This window comes from Achromobacter sp. FW305-C-30-7, assembly GCF_058783105.1.
Window position 1 is genome coordinate 689,792 of record NZ_JBYSYI010000001.1, and the last position, 17,196, is coordinate 706,987.

16 protein-coding genes are annotated in these 17,196 nt (G+C 65.7%); 3 read left to right on the forward strand and 13 right to left on the reverse strand.

Features of this window, described 5'->3' with window-relative positions; all coding sequences use genetic code 11:
* Positions 1 to 32 precede the first annotated feature (32 nt).
* From AC3WOB_RS03295 to AC3WOB_RS03320, 6 genes are all read right to left on the reverse strand, one after another.
* Positions 33 to 1,358 carry a M20 metallopeptidase family protein gene (locus AC3WOB_RS03295; protein ID WP_492274163.1) on the reverse strand — a complete coding sequence of 442 codons (1,326 nt, stop codon included), beginning with the start codon at positions 1,356 to 1,358 and terminating at the stop codon, positions 33 to 35.
* 53 nt (positions 1,359 to 1,411) lie between these two features.
* Entirely contained in the window at positions 1,412 to 2,614 is a 1,203-nt protein-coding gene (locus AC3WOB_RS03300) for an amino acid aminotransferase (protein ID WP_492274164.1), read from the reverse strand.
* Between the two features lie 44 nt (positions 2,615 to 2,658).
* Complete coding sequence (locus AC3WOB_RS03305; protein WP_492274165.1) at positions 2,659 to 3,570, reverse strand: fumarylacetoacetate hydrolase family protein; 912 nt, start codon at positions 3,568 to 3,570, stop codon at positions 2,659 to 2,661.
* Between the two features lie 40 nt (positions 3,571 to 3,610).
* The gene (locus tag AC3WOB_RS03310) at positions 3,611 to 4,597 is read right to left on the reverse strand and encodes a Bug family tripartite tricarboxylate transporter substrate binding protein (protein WP_492274166.1); all 987 of its coding nucleotides are present in this window, start codon (positions 4,595 to 4,597) and stop codon (positions 3,611 to 3,613) included.
* Positions 4,598 to 4,704: 107 nt separating this feature from the next.
* Positions 4,705 to 6,276, reverse strand: coding sequence for a diguanylate cyclase (locus AC3WOB_RS03315; RefSeq protein WP_492274167.1), 1,572 nt, complete (start codon positions 6,274 to 6,276; stop codon positions 4,705 to 4,707).
* Between the two features lie 137 nt (positions 6,277 to 6,413).
* Positions 6,414 to 7,328, reverse strand: coding sequence for a LysR family transcriptional regulator (locus tag AC3WOB_RS03320; protein ID WP_492274168.1), 915 nt, complete (start codon positions 7,326 to 7,328; stop codon positions 6,414 to 6,416).
* 143 nt (positions 7,329 to 7,471) lie between these two features.
* On the opposite strand from AC3WOB_RS03320, the gene AC3WOB_RS03325 reads away from it, so the two are divergent.
* On the forward strand, positions 7,472 to 8,491 hold the full coding sequence (locus AC3WOB_RS03325; RefSeq protein WP_492274169.1) for a Bug family tripartite tricarboxylate transporter substrate binding protein: 1,020 nt from the start codon (positions 7,472 to 7,474) through the stop codon (positions 8,489 to 8,491).
* A 10-nt stretch (positions 8,492 to 8,501) separates the two neighbouring features.
* Positions 8,502 to 10,106 carry a gamma-glutamyltransferase family protein gene (locus AC3WOB_RS03330; protein WP_492274170.1) on the forward strand — a complete coding sequence of 535 codons (1,605 nt, stop codon included), beginning with the start codon at positions 8,502 to 8,504 and terminating at the stop codon, positions 10,104 to 10,106.
* Positions 10,107 to 10,268: 162 nt separating this feature from the next.
* Here AC3WOB_RS03330 and AC3WOB_RS03335 read toward each other — a convergent pair whose 3' ends face one another.
* Positions 10,269 to 10,955, reverse strand: a complete 687-nt coding sequence (locus tag AC3WOB_RS03335) for a LytR/AlgR family response regulator transcription factor (protein ID WP_492274171.1) — start codon at positions 10,953 to 10,955, stop codon at positions 10,269 to 10,271.
* Between the two features lie 113 nt (positions 10,956 to 11,068).
* Between AC3WOB_RS03335 and AC3WOB_RS03340 the strand changes: the two genes are divergently transcribed.
* A complete protein-coding gene (locus AC3WOB_RS03340) occupies positions 11,069 to 12,148 on the forward strand; it encodes a sensor histidine kinase (RefSeq protein WP_492274172.1) in 1,080 nt (359 codons plus the stop codon).
* Positions 12,149 to 12,163: 15 nt separating this feature from the next.
* On the opposite strand, the gene AC3WOB_RS03345 is transcribed toward AC3WOB_RS03340, so the two are convergent.
* Genes AC3WOB_RS03345 through AC3WOB_RS03370 form a run of 6 tightly spaced genes read right to left on the reverse strand, consistent with a single transcriptional unit; the run spans position 12,164 to position 17,115 of the window.
* Positions 12,164 to 12,583, reverse strand: a complete 420-nt coding sequence (locus tag AC3WOB_RS03345) for an Lrp/AsnC family transcriptional regulator (RefSeq protein WP_492274173.1) — start codon at positions 12,581 to 12,583, stop codon at positions 12,164 to 12,166.
* Between the two features lie 14 nt (positions 12,584 to 12,597).
* The gene (locus AC3WOB_RS03350) at positions 12,598 to 13,338 is read right to left on the reverse strand and encodes a maleate cis-trans isomerase family protein (protein ID WP_492274174.1); all 741 of its coding nucleotides are present in this window, start codon (positions 13,336 to 13,338) and stop codon (positions 12,598 to 12,600) included.
* On the reverse strand, positions 13,335 to 14,138 hold the full coding sequence (locus tag AC3WOB_RS03355) for an ABC transporter ATP-binding protein (RefSeq protein WP_492274175.1): 804 nt from the start codon (positions 14,136 to 14,138) through the stop codon (positions 13,335 to 13,337). The genes AC3WOB_RS03350 and AC3WOB_RS03355 overlap by 4 nt, the downstream gene beginning before the upstream one ends.
* A gap of 2 nt (positions 14,139 to 14,140) precedes the next feature.
* A complete protein-coding gene (locus tag AC3WOB_RS03360) occupies positions 14,141 to 15,118 on the reverse strand; it encodes an ABC transporter substrate-binding protein (protein WP_492274176.1) in 978 nt (325 codons plus the stop codon).
* 23 nt (positions 15,119 to 15,141) lie between these two features.
* Positions 15,142 to 15,897 carry an ABC transporter permease gene (locus tag AC3WOB_RS03365; RefSeq protein ID WP_492274177.1) on the reverse strand — a complete coding sequence of 252 codons (756 nt, stop codon included), beginning with the start codon at positions 15,895 to 15,897 and terminating at the stop codon, positions 15,142 to 15,144.
* Positions 15,898 to 15,954: 57 nt separating this feature from the next.
* The gene (locus AC3WOB_RS03370) at positions 15,955 to 17,115 is read right to left on the reverse strand and encodes a M24 family metallopeptidase (protein WP_492274178.1); all 1,161 of its coding nucleotides are present in this window, start codon (positions 17,113 to 17,115) and stop codon (positions 15,955 to 15,957) included.
* Positions 17,116 to 17,196 lie beyond the last annotated feature (81 nt).

The window sequence follows — 17,196 nt, forward strand, 5'->3', positions numbered from 1 at the left end:
GTGTCGGCAGTCCAGGGCTTGGGGCGTCCTTCCTACTGCTTGTCCATATACGTCAGCGCGGAAGCCACCAACGCCCGCACGCCAACGCGCAGCGCGCTTTCATCAATGGCGAATTCCGGTGAATGGTTGGGCGCGCCGCCCTTGTCGCCATAAGGCGAGGCATTGATGAACCAGAAGACCGAAGGCACTTTGCCGCTGACGCCATAGGCGCCGAAGTCCTCGCTGCCGGTCGATGGCGCCGGCATTTCGACGGCCTTGCCGGCCCCGGCTGCCGCCTGCCATGCTGGTATCAGGCTGCGAGTCAGCGCTTTGTCGTTGTCGACGACCTCGTAGCCCGTGTATATGTCGACCTTGGATTTCAGGCCATAGGCTTGCGCAATATGCTCGGTTCGCGTGCGGATGGCCTCGTGCACGATGCCTTGGTTCCGCGATGACAGGGAGCGCACGGTGCCTGCCAGTTCAGCGTTCTCCGGCAGGATGTTCGGGCGCCGCCCGCTTTGCAGCATGCCGATGGACAGCACGGTGACGCCGTCCGATTGATCCACCTTGCTGCTGGTGATGCCTTGCAGCGCCAGGGTCAGTTCGGCTGCCGGCACAAGCGCCGGATTGGCGGTCCATGGTCTGCCGCCGTGACCACCCTTGCCATGCAGCGAGATTTCGAAGCGGTCGCCGCTGGCCATGGTGGGTCCGGCCCGATAGGCGATGGTGCCAGTTGGGGCGCCGGCGCCTATGTGCTGGCCGAAGACCACATCCACTTTGGGATTCTCCAGCACGCCCTCCGCGATCATGGCCTTCGCGCCGCTGGGCTCTTTGTCGGGCCCCCATTCCTCGGCCGGCTGGAACAGGAAGACGATGGTGCCGGGCAGTTCCTCGCGCATGGCCGACAAGGCGCGGGCCGCGCCCAGCAACATCGCCACGTGAGTGTCATGGCCGCAGGCATGCGACACGGACACCTGCTCCCCGCGCCAGGTGGCCTTGGCTTGGGAGCGGAACGGCAGATCATTGCGTTCCTCGACGGGCAGGGCGTCCATGTCGGCGCGCAGCGCCACCACGGGCCCCGGCTTGCCGCCCTTGAGCACGGCCTTTATTCCAGTGCGCGCTATCCCGGTCTCGATGGTGATGCCGGGCATGGCGCGCAAGGCGTCGGCGATGTACTTCGCCGTTTCGGTCTCCTGATACGACAGTTCCGGATGCTGGTGGATGTGGCGCCGCCATGCGATCACGTCAGGCTCGGTCTGGTCGGCCCGTTGCAGGCCGTTCTGCAGCAGGTCGGCGCCGGAGGCGGCGACGGGCGAGGCCAGGACCATGCCTAGCGTCATTCCGAAACTTGCGGCGAGAAGCCGGGAGGGTGCGGTCATGCCTTGCTCCAATCGAATGGTCGCCTCGGGCCCCGGGGCGATGGGAAGAATGCTCAGCTTCGCGCGCAGGCCGCGATGGCGCGTGCGACGTGATCGATATTGCCGTCGGTCAGGCCGGCGACGCAGAGCCTGCCGGACTTCAGCAGGTACACGGCATGCTCGCGGCGCAGCGATTCCACCTGCTGAGGACTGAGCCGCATGTAGCTGAACAGTCCTTGCTGCCGCTCGATATAGTTCCAGGCATCGGGGGCGCCGGTCAGTTGCGCCAGTGCGTTGGACAGGCGCGCGCGCAGGCCCACAAGCCGTACGCGCATCTGTTCAAGCTCTTCGGCCCAGAGTTGCCGCAGCGCGGGATCGTTCAGGACGGAAGCAACCAGCGCGGCGCCAAAAGTGGGAGGCGTTGAGTAATTGCTGCGTATCAGCAGCTTGAGCTGGCCCAGCGCGCGGTCCGCGGCGGCCGCGTCGTGGCACACGATATTCAGGGCGCCGCAGCGTTCGCCATACAGGGAGAAATTCTTGGAGAAAGAGCTGGCGATCAAACACTCCACGCCGGCGCGCGCCATCGCCCGGATGGGCTCGGCGTCCGCGTCCAGGCCGAGTCCGAATCCTTGATAGGCCAGGTCGAAAAACGGAATCAGGCCCTGGCGCGCAAACAGTTCGGTCAGCGCCTGCCACTGGTCTGGAGACAGGTCCACGCCCGTGGGGTTGTGGCAGCTGGCGTGCAACACGACGATGGAGCCGGCAGGCAGGGCTTGCAACGCGTCATGCATCTGCGCGAAGCGGACAGTGGCGGTCGCGGCGTCGTAGTAGGGGTACTCATGCACCGTGAAGCCCGCCTGGCGAAAGATCTGGTCGTGGTTCTCCCAGGTCGGATCGCTGACCCAGACCGCTGCTTCGGGGCAGGTACGGCGCAGCAGGTCGGCGCCGAGCCTCAAGGCGCCAGTGCCGCCCACACTTTGCGCCGTCACCACGCGCGCCGGCGCCGGGCCGTCGGCGCCGAGAACCAGCGATCTGGCGGCGTCACGGTATGACGCCGAACCGGGAATGGGCAGGTAGGGATGCGGCTTTCCCGCCTGGATGAGCGCTGCACGCGCCTGGCGCACGGCGCGCATGACGGGGATGCTGCCGTCCGCGTCAAAGTAGGTGCCGATGCTGAGACTGACCTTATGGGGCGCGGGGTCGTTCTGGAAGGCTTCAACCAGGGCGAAGATCGTGTCGCCGGCCGCAGCGGGCAGGGGAGAGAATAGAGACTGCATGGAACTGCCTCATGAGGAAGATGCGGCCGTGGCCGGCCAGGATTTCAGCGCGATGCCTGAATCTGCACCGCCAGGGTGCCGATGCCCTCGATCGTTGCGCTGATTTCGTCGCCGATCTTCAGGAAAGTGCCTTGTGGCGCGCCCACGCCGGCGGGGGTGCCGGTCAGCACCAGGTCGCCGGGCTCCAGCGTCATGATGCGGCTCAGGGTCACCAGCTGTTCGCGGATGTCGAAGACCATGCCGCTGCTGCGGGCGTCTTGCTTGAGCTGGCCATTGACGCTGAGCTTCATGCCCAGGTCCATGGGGTCGGGGATGAAGGTTGCGGGCACCAGCCTGGGGCCGAGCGGACAGCTGGTGTCATGCGCCTTGCCTGCCACCCAATCCAGCTTGTAGAAGGTGTCGGGCGCCTTATTGAGGTCACGCGCCGACATGTCGACGGCTACCGTGTACGCCGCCACATGGTGGAGCGCGTCTTCCAGGCTCACGTTCCTGGCTGTCTTGCCTATCACCAGCGCCAGCTCGATTTCCCAGTCCAGGCGTTGGCAGCCTATGGGCATGTGTACCGTCGCGCCCTCGCCGACCACGGCCTGGCGGGGCGGCTTGAAGAAGAAAAACAGACGCTGCGCGGATTTGTCCGCGGCATTCGGCACATTCATTTCCGCCAGGTGATCATGGTAGTTGGCCCCGGCGCAGAGCACCTTGCCGGGATACTGCAGCGGCGCCAGGTGGCGGACCGGCCCGGCGACTTCGTGGCCCGCGAGCGCGGCGCGGCGCGCGGCCGCCAGTTCCAGCAGCGCCAGCGAACGCGGCCAGTCCTCGAAGAGGTCCCGCACGGATGCATCCAGCGCCGGCAGGTCCAGCACCCGCGCGCAAGCGGCCAGCGGATAGTGGCTGCCATCGATCTCCAGGCAGGCGACGGGGCGGGAGGCGACGTCGAGAGTGGTCAATGCAAACATGGGTATTGATCCGGTGATAAGGGAGAGAGAGAGGCGGCGCTCAGTCGATCACGAAGCCTGACTGAGCCACCGTATCGCGCCATTGATCGAGTTGTTCGCGCGCCAGCGCATCGACCGCTTCCGGCGTGCCGCCGGCCGGCCGCATGCCCAGCTCGGCGACGCGCCTGGCCACGTCGGGCAGGGCGAGGATTTCGTTCACGGCCGTGTTCAGTTTGTGGATGACCGGCTCCGGCGTGCCGGCCGGCGCATACAGCCCCGCCCAGCCCGAGGTCTCCAACTCGCCCAGCCCCAGCTCGCGCATGGTCGGGGTTTGCGGCAGCGCCGGTTCGCGCTGCGCGCTGAAAGTCGCCAGGACGCGCAGCTTGCCCGCCTGTGCCAACGGGACCACTTCGCCCGCGTCCATCACAATGGCATTGATATGGCCGCCCAGCAGCGCTGTGACGGCGTCCTTGCCGCCCTTGAAGGCGATGTGCTCAAGCGGCGTGTCCAGACGCTTGGCCAGCGATACGCCCAGGAAATGCTGCAGGCTGCCGGTGCCGGATGTGCCGTAGAACGTCTTGCCCGGATTCTGTCTGGTCCAGGTTTGGAATTCCTGGAACGAGGTGATGGGACTGTCCGCCGCGACGGCGAGCACGATGTCCCAGCTCACCAGCTGTGTGACAGGCTTGAGGTCGGTGAAGGGGTCGTAGCTGAGCTGGCGGAACAGGTGCGGGTAGAGGAAGATGGCCACGCCCGGCGCCACCAGCAGACTGTTGCCATCGGGCGCCGCGCTCTTTACCGCCTGGATGGCGATGCGCGTCTGCGCGCCGGGGCGGTTCTCCACCACCACGGGCCGGTCCAGATGGCTGGGAAGCTTCTCCGCCACGATCCTGGCGATGGTGTCGAACGATCCGCCGGCGGGCAGGCCGACAACGAGCTTGGCGGGCTGCTGCTGCGCATGGCTCGCGGCCGCCATGAACAGGCCGGCCAGCGCCAGGTACTTGAGTCGGGTGATAAAGGAGGTCCCACCAGGCATGGCTGTCTTCATCTTGTCTCCACGGTCTTTTTATTTGAGTTGACCCTGGCCAGGATTGTAGATGCCTGGTGAAAACCGTCTGATGAAGATTCGTCATCGGGTGAAAACCAATAGGAATTTTAATTCCGCGTATCTTCGGGACTGGCTTCCACGGCCGACCATGCTTCCACCCGATCGCGCCCCGAATGCTTCGCCCGGTACAAAGCCTGATCGGCCTTGGCTAGGACTTTGTCGATGTCGGGATCATCGGACGGCCATAGCGCGATGCCGATGGAGACCGTGACTTGTCCCACTCCTTGCGGCATGACCTGGCTTGCCGTCGCCGCCCGGATGCGTTCGGCCACCTTCCCCGCGGTGTCGCGCGAGGCGTCCGGCATCAGGATCAGGAACTCTTCGCCGCCGACGCGGCACGGCGCGTCCTCCGCCCGGATGCAGGTCCTGAGGATGCCGGCCAGCGCGATCAGCACCTGATCGCCGGCCGCATGCCCGAAGGTGTCGTTCACGCGCTTGAAGTGATCCAGGTCCAGCGCGAGCGCGGCGAAAGGCTGTTGCGTCCGCTGCAGCGCGGCGACTTGCAGCGCCAGGCCTCTTCGATTGATGAGGCCCGTCATCGGGTCGGTGATGGTGTCGGAACTCAGCTTGTCGATGCGCCTGGTCTGGGAATTCTGGCTCATGGTTACCGCGTTTCTGAGCCGTGCCGCCTCGTAGTACCAGCTCTTGATCTTGCCGAGGTCGCCGGCCGAGGCGCCGGGCTGGTCCCGTTCGATGACCTGCGCCAGTTCTTCCAGGGGCCTGGAGATCCAGCGGCCCAACAGGTAGATGAGCAGGAACATGAGCAGGCCCACCGGCAGGGCGTAGAGCACGATCCTGCTGGTCAGGCTCTGTAGCGGGCGCAGCGTTTCGTCCAGGGGACGTTGCGCCACCACGCCCCAGCCGCCATTCTTGAGCGCGGCGTATCCGGCCAGCAGGAGCGTGCCGCGGGTGTTGACCACGGGCATCGCGCCGGTCTCGCCCCGCAGCACCGCCTCGACCGCCGCGTTGCTCCTTTCGCTGGTGCCGATGCGTTCCTTGTCCTTGTGATAGATGATGTTCCCGTTGCCATCGATGACATACAGGTAGGAGCCGTCGCGGTAGAAATGATCGCCCACCAGCTTGTCGAATTCATTTCCTTGCCGCAGGGGCAGGGCGGTGATGATGGTTCCGGCATAAGCGCCCTTGGCATCCAGGTAGGGCTCTGAAAAAGCCAAAATCAGATGACCCGCCATGCCCACATAGGGCGTCGATATCTGTCCCGCCAATCTTTGTGGGCCAGTGACCGATTGCTGCCGAACCAGCGTCTTGCCTTCAAAGCCCGGATTTTCTGGAACGGTGGCCAGGACGGTGCCGTTCCTGTCGGTAATGGCGGCAGTCATGGCCCCGTCTGTCTGGTGGACGAGGCGCGCGAGTTCGTCCTCCAGGGCGGACTTGGATCCGACCAGGCCAGGCGCGCGTTCGGCAGAGAGGACCAGCTGCCGCTGTATGGATTCGATGTAAAGGTCGGTGACCTCGGCCAGCTTGACCGCGTAGGCCCGGTTGGCCTCCAGAGTATTGGCGATGAGCTGTTCGCGCTGGACCAGGTAGGCCGCGTACAGCGTGTTGGCGAAGGCAATGATTCCGCTGGCGAGCGCCAGCACGGTGATCAGCCGGCGCAACTTCAGTCTGGGCATCGCTGCAGGGATCAATGCGGAGCTCCTTCAATAATTCTCTGACCATTGAATCGGGGCCTGCTGCGCCCGGCCATGCCTGCGCGCGCGTAGAGCATTCAGTTTTGCGGCTAGCCTGCGGCAAGTCAAGAATCGCGTGGATGCTGGCTTGCGGATAGCGCCTCGATCAGGTGCTGGATGAATGCGCCCGTCGCCTCGGGCAGTCGGGCATGGCCGGCAGTCTGCACCTGCAGCGTGCGTTCGGCGAACATGGCTTGCTGCAACGCCACGGCTACCAGCGCACCACTGCGCAGGGGCTCGGCGAGCGTGATTTCGCCAGCCAGCGTGACAGCATGGCCGGCTTCGACGATGGCGCGGATGACCGATGACGAGTTGCTGGAATAGGCGACATCGAAGGGCGGCCCGTCGCTTCCGGCTGCTGAATTGTCGAACAGCAGGCGCACGGTGGTGCCGGAGTCCGTCAGCGCGATCGGGTAGCGGCGCAGGTCGTCCAGCGACACGCTGGCGCGCCTGGCCAGCGGATGGCTTGGGACCATGATGGCGCGCACGGGCGAGACGATTTCGTAGCGCACTGCGATGCCGCTGCCGGCATTCAGGCTGAAGGCCAGGCCCAGATCGATGCTGCCGTCGCGCAGGCGTTGCGTCACCACGCCGGGCGACGCAATGTGCACCTGGAACGCGACCTCGGGGTGCAGGGCGCGGTAGGCGCCCAGGATGGGTGGTAGCACGTTGCGCGCCACGGCCTCGTTGGACCCTATGCGGATGGTGGTCAGTTCAGCGCGACGCAGGCTGCGGATATCGCGCAGCACGTGTTCGGCATCCATGGCGACACGGCGCACATAGTCGGCCAGCATTTCACCGGCCCGGGTCAGTTCCATGCCGTGCGGGCGGCGCTCGAACAGGGCAGCGCCACAGTCGTCCTCCAGTTTGGCGACTTGCCGGCTGATTGCCGAGGGCGCTACGTGCAAGGTTGCGGCGGCGTCCTTGATGCTGCCTGCGCGTACGACTTCGAGGAAATAGCGGTGCGCGGCACTCAGCATATGATGATTCTCAAAATAGCAATTGGCATGCTAATTATTGATATTGATTGCCTCAAAAGCAATTCATAGAATGGGCCGACCAGGGCCGTCAGGACGCAAGGGCAACAGACCCGGCCGGCGGCTCTTCAACCAAGGGGAATCGCATGGCTAATGTTGTTTGCAAATCGGGCCGCGCCGTCACGCGCCTGCAAGGACTGGGCTTTTTGAAAGGTACCTTTGCCGCGCTTGCGCTGTCGGCGGCGGCGGGAGCGGGGGCGGCGGATTTCCCGCAGCGTTCGCTTCAACTGATCCTGTCATTCCCGCCCGGCGGCGCCACCGACGTCCTGGCGCGCGAGCTGAGCCAGAAGCTGGGAGACACGCTGGGCCAGTCCGTGGTGGTGTTGAACCGGCCCGGTGCGGGCGGTTTGATCGGCATGCAGGCAGCCGCGCGTTCCGAGGCCGACGGTTACACGCTGTATATCTCGTCGGTGATGTCCAATTCCATCTACGAGGCCCTCAACGGCAAGCAGCAGGTGTCGCTGGACGGTGATTTCGAGGCGGTGGGCGCGATAGCGAGCGCCCCGCACATCCTGGTCACGCCGGCGACGCTGGGCATCAAGGACTATGCCAGCCTGGTGGCCTATCTGAAGGCGGCGCCGGGCAAGTACAACTACGCGTCGATGGGCGCGGGCACGCTGTCGAACCTGGAGGGCGAGATCTTCAAGGAGCAGGCGGGCGTGGATGCCTTGCAGATCCCGTACAAGGGCAGCAGCCAGGCCTTGCCCGAGGTGATTTCGGGCGCGTCGGTCTTCATGTTCGACAGCGTGACCAGCTCGCTGCCGCACAAGCAGGGTGGCCGCATCGACGTGTTGGGCGTGGCTTCCGCCAAGCGCCTGCCCGTCATGCCTGACGTGCCCACGCTCAAGGAGCTAGGCGTGCAGGGCCTGGAGGCCGAGAACCTGTTCGCGCTGATGGCGCCCAAGGGGACCCCCAAGGACAGGCTGGACGTCGTGGCGCGCGCGCTGGCCAAGGCGCAGACCGATGCCGGATTCCGCAAGGCCATCGAGGCCCAGGGCTTTCAGATCAGCGAGATCCCGGCCCAGACCCTGCCGCGGTTCATCCTGGACCAGCAGGCATTCTGGCGCGACAAGGTCAAGGCCTTGAACATCACCGCAGGCAAATGATCGGACTCCCATGCCCATATCCAACGATCCCTTCTGGCAGCTTCCCTACCCATCGCAACGCATGCCGGTGCTGGCGGACAACGTAGTCAGCACGTCGCAGCCCTTGGCCAGCTCAGCCGGCCTGCAGATGTACGCGCGCGGCGGCAACGCGATCGACGCGGCGCTGGCTACCGCCATTGCGCTGACGGTCGTGGAGCCGTGCATGAACGGCATAGGCGGCGACATGTTTGCGATCGTCTGGCATAACGGCCGCCTGCATGGGCTGAACGCTTCCGGGCGCGCGCCAGCCGCCTGGGAGACGGCCAGGTTCGCGCATCTGGACGGCATGGATCCTATCGGCTGGGGCAGCGTGACGGTGCCCGGCGTCGTATCCGGCTGGCGCGCGATCTGGGAGAAATTCGGTTCGCTGCCGTTCGAGGACCTGTTCGAGCCCGCGATACGTTATGCGCGGGACGGCTACCTGGTCTCACCCACGGTGCATCGCCAGTGGCAGAAACAAGTGCCGCGCCTGAGCGGGCAGCCGGGCTTCGCCGAGTCCTTTGCGCCAGGCGGCCGCGCGCCCCTGCCGGGAGAACGCTTCCGCAGTCCGGGCCAGGCCGCCACGCTGGAGAGCATCGCCCGCAGCAAGGGCGAAAGCTTCTACCGCGGCGAACTGGCCGCGGCGATCGCAGCCCATGCGCGCAACACGGGCGGCTACATCACCGAGGCCGACATGGCGAGCCACACGGCAGACTGGGTGGAGCCGATAGGCATGCGCTACCGCGACCTGGAACTGTTCGAGATCGGTCCCAATGGCCAGGGTATCGGCGCATTGATGGCCCTGGGCATGCTGGAACACTTCGACCTGGCGGGCTGGGGCCGCGACAGCGGCCGCGCGCTGCACTTGCAGATCGAAGCCATGCGGCTGGCCTTCGCCGACCTGTACGAGCACGTCGGGGATCCGGCCCACATGAAAGTGTCCAGTGCACAGCTGCTGGATCCCGCCTATCTGGCCGAAAGAGCCAAGCTGATCGATCCGGGCCGGGCGGGCGACCCGCGGCCCGGCAATCCGCACAGCGGCGGTACGGTGTATCTGACCGCCGCCGACAGGCATGGCACCATGGTGTCGTTCATCCAGTCCAACTTCAAGGGATTCGGTTCCGGCGTGGTGGTGCCGGGAACGGGCATCGCCATGCAGAACCGGGGCTGGGGCTTTTCCACGAAGGCTGGGCATCCCAATGTGGTGGCACCGGGCAAGCGGCCGTTCCACACCATCATTCCCGGTTTCTTGATGAAGGGTGGGCAGCCCTTGATGAGCTTTGGCTTGATGGGCGGTTCCATGCAGGCGCAGGGTCATCTTCAAGTCACCAGCCGGCTGGCCGATTTCGGCCAGAACCCGCAGGCTGCCAGCGACGCGCCGCGCTGGCGCATCAAGGACGACAACGTCGGCGTGGCGGTGGAATGGAATTGCCCGCCCGAAGCCATCGAGCAACTGCGCGCCTTCGGCCACAAGGTAGACGTGGCGCCGCGCTTCGATCTGGAGTTCGGCAGCGCGCAGATGGCCATGCGGCTGGAGCAAGGGGGGTATCTGGCCGCGTCGGACCATCGTAAGGACGGCTACCCGACAGGCTATTGAAGCCGCTCGCCGGGCCGCCATTTGGTCGAGGCAAACACGCGTTTCGTCGAAAAAGGCGTGATGTCTCCCCAGTCGCCGACGACAATCGGCTCGTTTCCGATTTGAGTCGGCGCGGCTGAGCGGCCCAACCCCGGCGCCGGCCCGAAGGCCGCGCCGTGCGCGTCAGCGCATAGCCACCGCGCGCCGCAGCCGCTGCGTAGCGACCCGGCCCAATACGACGGAAGCGACGCCGTTGTTGAACGCCACCTCAGTCTGGGCGCCGGGAAGCTGCGATAGATGGGAGACATGCTCCAGATTCATGATGACGGACCGGGACAGGGCGCAGAAGGGCGGGCAGGGCAACTGGGCCGCCAGGCGCTTGAAGGTGATATGCATCAGCTCGTTCGCATGGCTGGCGCTGCAAAGCAGCACGTAGTCGCCCTGGGCCTGCGCCAGGGTCAGTTCATGGACCTTGATGAGCCTGGTGCCGTTACGCGTGCGCAGCGTCAGGTGGCCGCTGGCGCGCGGGCGCAGCCTTGCCAGCGTCTGTTCCAGCCGGTCCGGCCGCACGGGCTTGAGCAGATAATCGGCGGCCTGGACGTCGAAGGCGCGGGCCGCGTAATCGCTGTGCGCCGTGACGAAGACGACGGCGGGCGGGGCGTCCAGTTCGTTCAGCAGATCGAAGCCGGTGCCGGCAGTCAGTTCGATGTCCAGGAACAGGGCATCGGGACGATGCTCGCGGATCAGGGCCCCCGCCTGTTCAAGGGTGGCAGCTTCGCCCGCGACCAGGACGTCGCCCGAGGCTTCGAGCAGCCGGCGCAAGTAGCGCCGCGCCGGGGCTTCATCGTCGATGACAAGCACGCGCAGCATTTTCCTCCTTGGCGCCGTGGTGTGGCGGGTATAGTCGTTCGGTCTGGCACGCGGGTAAATATAAGGCCTATGCAGTTTCCAGAGAACCCTTTGCCCCTCCGGAGGGCGTGTCCATGAAGTTCATTCCCATCAGCCAGGGCTTGAGTCCGGGCGAGTCGTCGCTCGGCTTCTGGCGGGCGCAGACCTTGGGGTGGCTGTTTCTGGCGGTGGTGGGCTTTTTCATCCGGCTGGCGATATTCGCCAATGCCAATGCGGCCTTCTGGCTGACGGTGGCGCTGGAGCCGCTGGCATACGTCCTGACCAGCGCGGCGGCCGTGCTGCATGGCCGCCGTGCGGGCAAGGGCGATCCGCCCCTGTTGGTGCTGGTCTGTGCGGTACTGTTCTGCCTGACCGCCTCGGCCCTGCTGGCGTCGATCGCCTACGGCATTCACGGCCTATTCCTGCCCGGCGCGATCCGGGTGCTGCCGGGTAACCAATACCGGCTGGGTTTTCTCTACTACATGGGCATGCTCTCGATCTGGACGCTGATCTATTTCGGAGTCTCGGCCGAGCTGAGCGCGCGCACCGAGCGCCTGTCGAAGATGAAGGCGGAAACGCGCTCTCTGAAGCTGGAACTCGAACATCTGCAAATGCAGATCGAACCGCACTTCCTGTTCAACTCGCTCAACACCATCGTGGCCGAGATCGCCGAACGTCCCGCTATTGCGGAGGAAATGACTCGCAGCCTGGCTGAGTACCTGCGCTATTCGCTGGACCGGCGCGGGCGCGGCCTGCCCAGGTTGGAAGAGGAGATCGAGGCCGCCGAGGCTTACGTGCGCATACAGGCGTTGCGTTTCGACAAGCAACTGGAACTGCGCTGCCAGATCGATCCGGCCACGCTGGACGTCTGCCTACCGCACATGACGCTGCAGGGGCTGGTGGAAAACGCGATCAAGCATGGCATGCGTTCGGAACATGGGCATTTCCCGATCGGCATACGCACGCGCTTGCAGGGCGAGGAATTGCTCATTGAAGTGGATAATCCCGGCCGGCTGCACGCGCCCTTCGACCTGGCCAAGGGCGGGAGCGGACTGGGGAATCTGTGCCGACGTCTGGCGCTGAGGTATCCGGACAGGCACGAATTCCTGCTGGAGCAGCGGGGGGAAAGAACCGTCGCACAGATCCGGCTGCGCGGCGCTCCCGAGCCGGCCTAGCGCGCGGGGCCGTGATTAGCGGTAGGTCGCAAGCAGGATGCTGGTTTCGGTGGCGGCGATGCCTTTGATCAGCCGCACGCGCTCCAGCACCTTGGACAGGTCTGCCGTGGAGTCGGCGCGTATTTCGGCCAGCAGGTCCCAGCGGCCGTTGGTGTCGTGCAGTTGTTCGATGCTGGGTTCGCCCAGCAGGTTGGCCAACACGGCGCGCGTCTGGTTGCCGTCCACGGTAATGCCCATCCAGGCGCGCAGGCCGCCCTGATCGGAGTCGGGACGCAGCTTCAGCGTGTAGCCGGCAATGACGCCTTCGTCTTCCAGCTTGCGCAAGCGGTTGGAGACCGTGCCGCGCGACACGCCCGCCTTGCTGGCCAGGACGGCCAGCGTCGTGCGCGCGTCGCGCCGCAGGATGCCGATCAAGCGGGTATCGATTTCATCCATGGCGAATCCATATTTCAATGTTCCCGGAACAGCCGGCCGTAGCCATCCATCCGGTCGCCGATCCCCGCCAGCCGCAGGCAATGCCACATGCTGGCTTGATTGCTGCCGATGACGGGCTTGCCCAGCGTTTCCTCCAGGCGTTGGATGACGGCGGTGGAGCGCAGCGCGCCGCAGCTGATGAAGACGGCGTCCGCATCGGGCCGGTCCACGGCGCAGGCGAATTCGTACAGATAGTCGGGCGAGACGCGGTTCATGGTTTCGTCATCGGGCAGTGCCAGGCCCTGCAGCGAGACGACTTCGTGGCCCGCGCCTTCGAAGTAGGCGCGCTCGAGCGCGTTGACCGCGTCGTCGTACGCGGTCGCAATGGCCAGGCGGCGGGCGCCGACCGCGGCCAGCGCCGCCGCGACGCCATCCAGCAGCGTGGTCGCGGTCGAGCCGGGGCGGGCCTGCGCCAGCAGCGTGCGCACTTTGTCGTTGCCGATCACGAAGCTGCCGGCGGTGCAGTTGTAGCAGAGCACGTCGATATCGCGGCGTCCCGGAACCAGGCTGTCCAGGGCCTGGCGCAACCCGCCTTCCATGGCGGCCAGGCTTTGCACGGTGCAGGCCGTCGCCATCGGCACGCGGCCGAAGCTCAGGCCCACGCCCTCGGGCGCCATGGCGTGCATTTCCCCTTCGGTCAGGCCGGCGTTGGCCACGCACAGGAAGGCGATGCGCGCCCGGGGGTAGGGACCAGCGTCGTAGCGGATGGAATTCATTCCGTCATCCCTGCCGCATCGAAGCACTCGCGTATGGCGGTGGTCGCCTTGACGAAGTTGGGATGGCCGACCATGGTGTAGTCGCGCGGCCGCGGCAGGTCGATGTCGACCGATAGCGCCACGCGGCCCGGGCGCTTGCTCATCACCACCACGCGGTCGGACAGGAACACCGCCTCCGAGATGCTGTGGGTAATGAACATGACGGTCTTTTTGCTTTCCAGCCAGACCCGTTGCAGCTCCAGGTTCATGGCTTCGCGCGTCATGGCGTCCAGGGCGCCGAAGGGCTCGTCCATCAGCAGGATGTCGGGGTTGTGGATAAGCGCGCGGCACAGCGCCACGCGCTGCTGCATGCCGCCGGACAGCTGGTGCGGCAGGCATTGCTCAAAGCCTTCCAGCCCGCTGAGCTTGATCAGTTCGCGCAGCCGGGCGTCGTAGCGCGCCGCGGGCAGCTTGCGCATCTCCAGTTGCAGCGAGATGTTCTTGGTGACGTCGCGCCACGGCAATAGCGCCGCGCGCTGGAACACGATGCCCACGTTGGCGCCGGGTTCCGTCACACGCTCGCCCAGCACGCGGATCTCGCCGGCGGAGGGAGGCGTCAGGCCGGCGACCGCCCGCATCAGCGTGCTCTTGCCGCAGCCGGACGGGCCGAGCACGGACAGGAACTGGCCTTCGGGTATAGCGAGGTCGATGCCGTCGACCGCGACGTAGGAGCCGAAACGCTGGACCATGCCGCGGATGTCGATGGCGGTATCGGGCGCGTCCGCTTCCGGGGCGAGCGCCAGGGCTGCGTGGTGTGCCATGTCTATTCCCTGTTGTAGTCGTTGGTGTAGAGCGCGCTGGTCGGGAGTGGGCTGGCGATCTGGTTCGACTGTACGAACTGGTCGACCATGGCCTGCCAGTCTTTTTCCGAAGAGACGCCGAACGGCAGCCCTTTGGTATTGGGCGTGCCGGCTGCCTGCAACGAGAGCTGCAGCTGGCGCACCAGTTGGTCGCGGTTGCGCGCTTGTTCCGGCCGCTGGCGCACCAGGGCGTCGACCGAGGCGGCGGGGTCGGCCTGGGCCGCCTCGTAGGCCTTGCGCGTGGCGCGCAGGAAGCGGCGTGCGGTGTCGGGGTTGGCCGCCAGCCATTTGGTATTGGCCGCCAGTCCTCCTTCCAGCGCGTTGACGCCGAAGTCGGCATAGAAGAAGTAATGCACCTTGGCGCCCTGCGCTTCCAGCGGGGGGATATGGAAGTAGGTCACGCCGGTGATGGCGTCCGCGCGCCGTTGCAGGAACAGGGCGGTCTTGGTGCCCACGGCCGGCGCGATGACATTGATCTTCTTCTGGTCCACGCCGTTCAGGGCGGCCAGCACCGGGAACATCTGCGCCGTCGATTCGGACGCGCTCATGCCCAGCACTTTTCCTTCCAGGTCCTTGGGCGCGCGCACCGGTGCGTCCGCATGGCTGATGATGACCATGGGGGAGCGCTGGTGCACGGCGAAAACGGCTTTCAGCGGCATGCCCGCGGCGACGCCCTTGAGCATGGTGCCGTAATCCATGAAGCCGATGGGATCGATGCCTTGCGCCACCAGTTTGGCGGTATTGCTGGAGCCGCTGCCTTCGCCGATGCTCAGGTCTATGCCTTCGGCTTTGTAGAGGCCTTTGTCTATGCCGTAGTACAGCGGCGCGTGCGTGCCGTAGATGCTGTAGTCCAGGCGCAGGCTCAATTTCTCTTGTGCGTTGGCTGCGCCTGCGGCCAGCAGGCAGGCCAGGGTCCAGCCAAGTCGGGTCGTGAGTTTCATGATGGTGTCTCCGGAGGGCGGGGTCAGGCAGAGGGCAGGGCGTCGCTGCGCACGCTGATGTGCCAGGGGATCAGGAAGCGTTCGGAAAACTCGACCAGGTAGTAGAAGACCAGGCCGATGAGCATGAGCGCGACCAGCACGGCGAACAACAGCGTGGTGTCCAGGTTGGCGTTGGCCGACAGCAGCACGTAGCCCAGGCCGCTTTCGGCGCCCACCCATTCGCCCACCACCGCGCCCACCGTGGCGAAGGCGATGGCGACCTTCAGGCCGGAGAAGATCTGCGGCAGCGCGTATGGCAGCCGGATGCGCAGAAAGGTCCGCAGGGCGCCTGCCCGCATCGAACGGGCCAGGTCGTTGAGGTCCGCGTCCACCGAACGCATGCCCGCCACCGTGCTGACCACGATGGGGAAGAAAGCCACCGAGAATGCGATCAGGATCTTGGGAAACAGGCCCAGGCCGAACCAGATGATGATGAGCGGCGCGACCGCTACCTTGGGAAACGCCTGCGAGACCACCAGTAGCGGCATGATGGCGCGCTCCAGCGGGCGCGACCACACCAGCAGGATGCCCAGCGGTATGCCGACCGCGATGCTCAGCAGAAAGCCGCCCAGCGTTTCGACGGACGTGACCCAGCTGTGATGGCCCAGGAACGCCGAGTCCGTCCACAGACGTTCGAGCACGCTCAGCGGCGGAGGCAGCAGATAGGCCGGCAGGCCGAACAGCGGTATCGAGACGTGCCACAACAGCAGCACCCCGATGACCGCGATGGTTGGATACATCCAGTTCTTCAACACGGCAATTCCCCTTGTATGTTGTTGGCGCGCCGGTTTTGGTGGTCAGGCGTCGATTTCGATCAGCTCACGCGGGTAGCGGGTGAGCACCTCGCAGCCGTCCTCGGAGACGGCCACGCTTTCGCTGGCCATGAAGCCGCCTTCAGGCATGAACAGCGATGGCACGAGGTGGAAGGTCATGCCCGGTTCCAGCACGGTGGGGTCGCCCGGGCGCAACGCCAGGAAGCGTCCCTCGGCCCAATTGGGCGGGAAGCCGATGCCTATGCCATAGGCCGTGCGGTGATCGAAGTAATGCGCCAGCCCGGCGCGTTCGAATACCGCCCGGCAGGCCTGGTCCACCTGGGCGGACGTGACGCCGGGGCGGATGGCGTCGATGGTGGCGTCCAGCGCGGCGATGACGGTGCCGGCCAGGAACCGCTGCCGCTCGGTGGCGCGTCCCACGACGCAATTGCGCGAGATCATGGCGTGATAGCGGTTGATGTTGGCCGCGGCCTCCAGGAACACCAGATCGCCCTGCTTGAGCTCGCGGCGCTGCCAGGTGGTGAAGCAGACGCCGCTGGCGCGGCCCACGGCCACCAACGGCACGCGGGTGTATTCGCTTCCGGCCTTGGTGGCGCCGTGCAGCATGGCGGCGGCGAGGTCGTTCTCGGTGGCGCCCACGGCGATCGCACGCACGGCCGCGTCAATGCCGGCGACCGCCGCATCCGCCGCCTGGCGCATGAATCCCAGCTGCGCCGCGGTCTTGATCTTGCGCGCCTCTTCCATCGGCCCTTGCCAGTCGGCCAGGCGTACGCCCAGACGCGCCTGCAACTGCTTGTAGGCGGCCACGCTGAGGTAGCCGGAGGTCGTTTCCAGGCCGATGCGGCCGCGGGGCAGGATGTCTCGCAAGTAGCCCGCCAGCACCTCGACCGGGTCGCTGATGTCATCGATCGCGACAAAGCGCGCGATGTTGCGGTTGCCGGTCGCCACGGCGTGGTTGACCTGGCGCGAGACCATGGCGATGCTGCCGTCGGCCGTGACCACCAGGCACTGGAACGTGAAGTAGCCAATGGAACGGTAGCCGGTCAGCCAGTAGATGTTCTCGGGGTCGAACAGGATGGCCGCCGACAGGCCCTGGGCCTGGATGTCCCGCGCAAGCAGCGCGAGGTTCGCGGCATAGACGTCCGGGCCGAACGGCAATTCCATGGGTGCATAGTTTTCCGACACGATGGGTCCTGGATGAAAGTCGAGCGATCATCCTAGGAACAATCTACATAACTGCCTAATACCAATAATTGCCATGTCTAT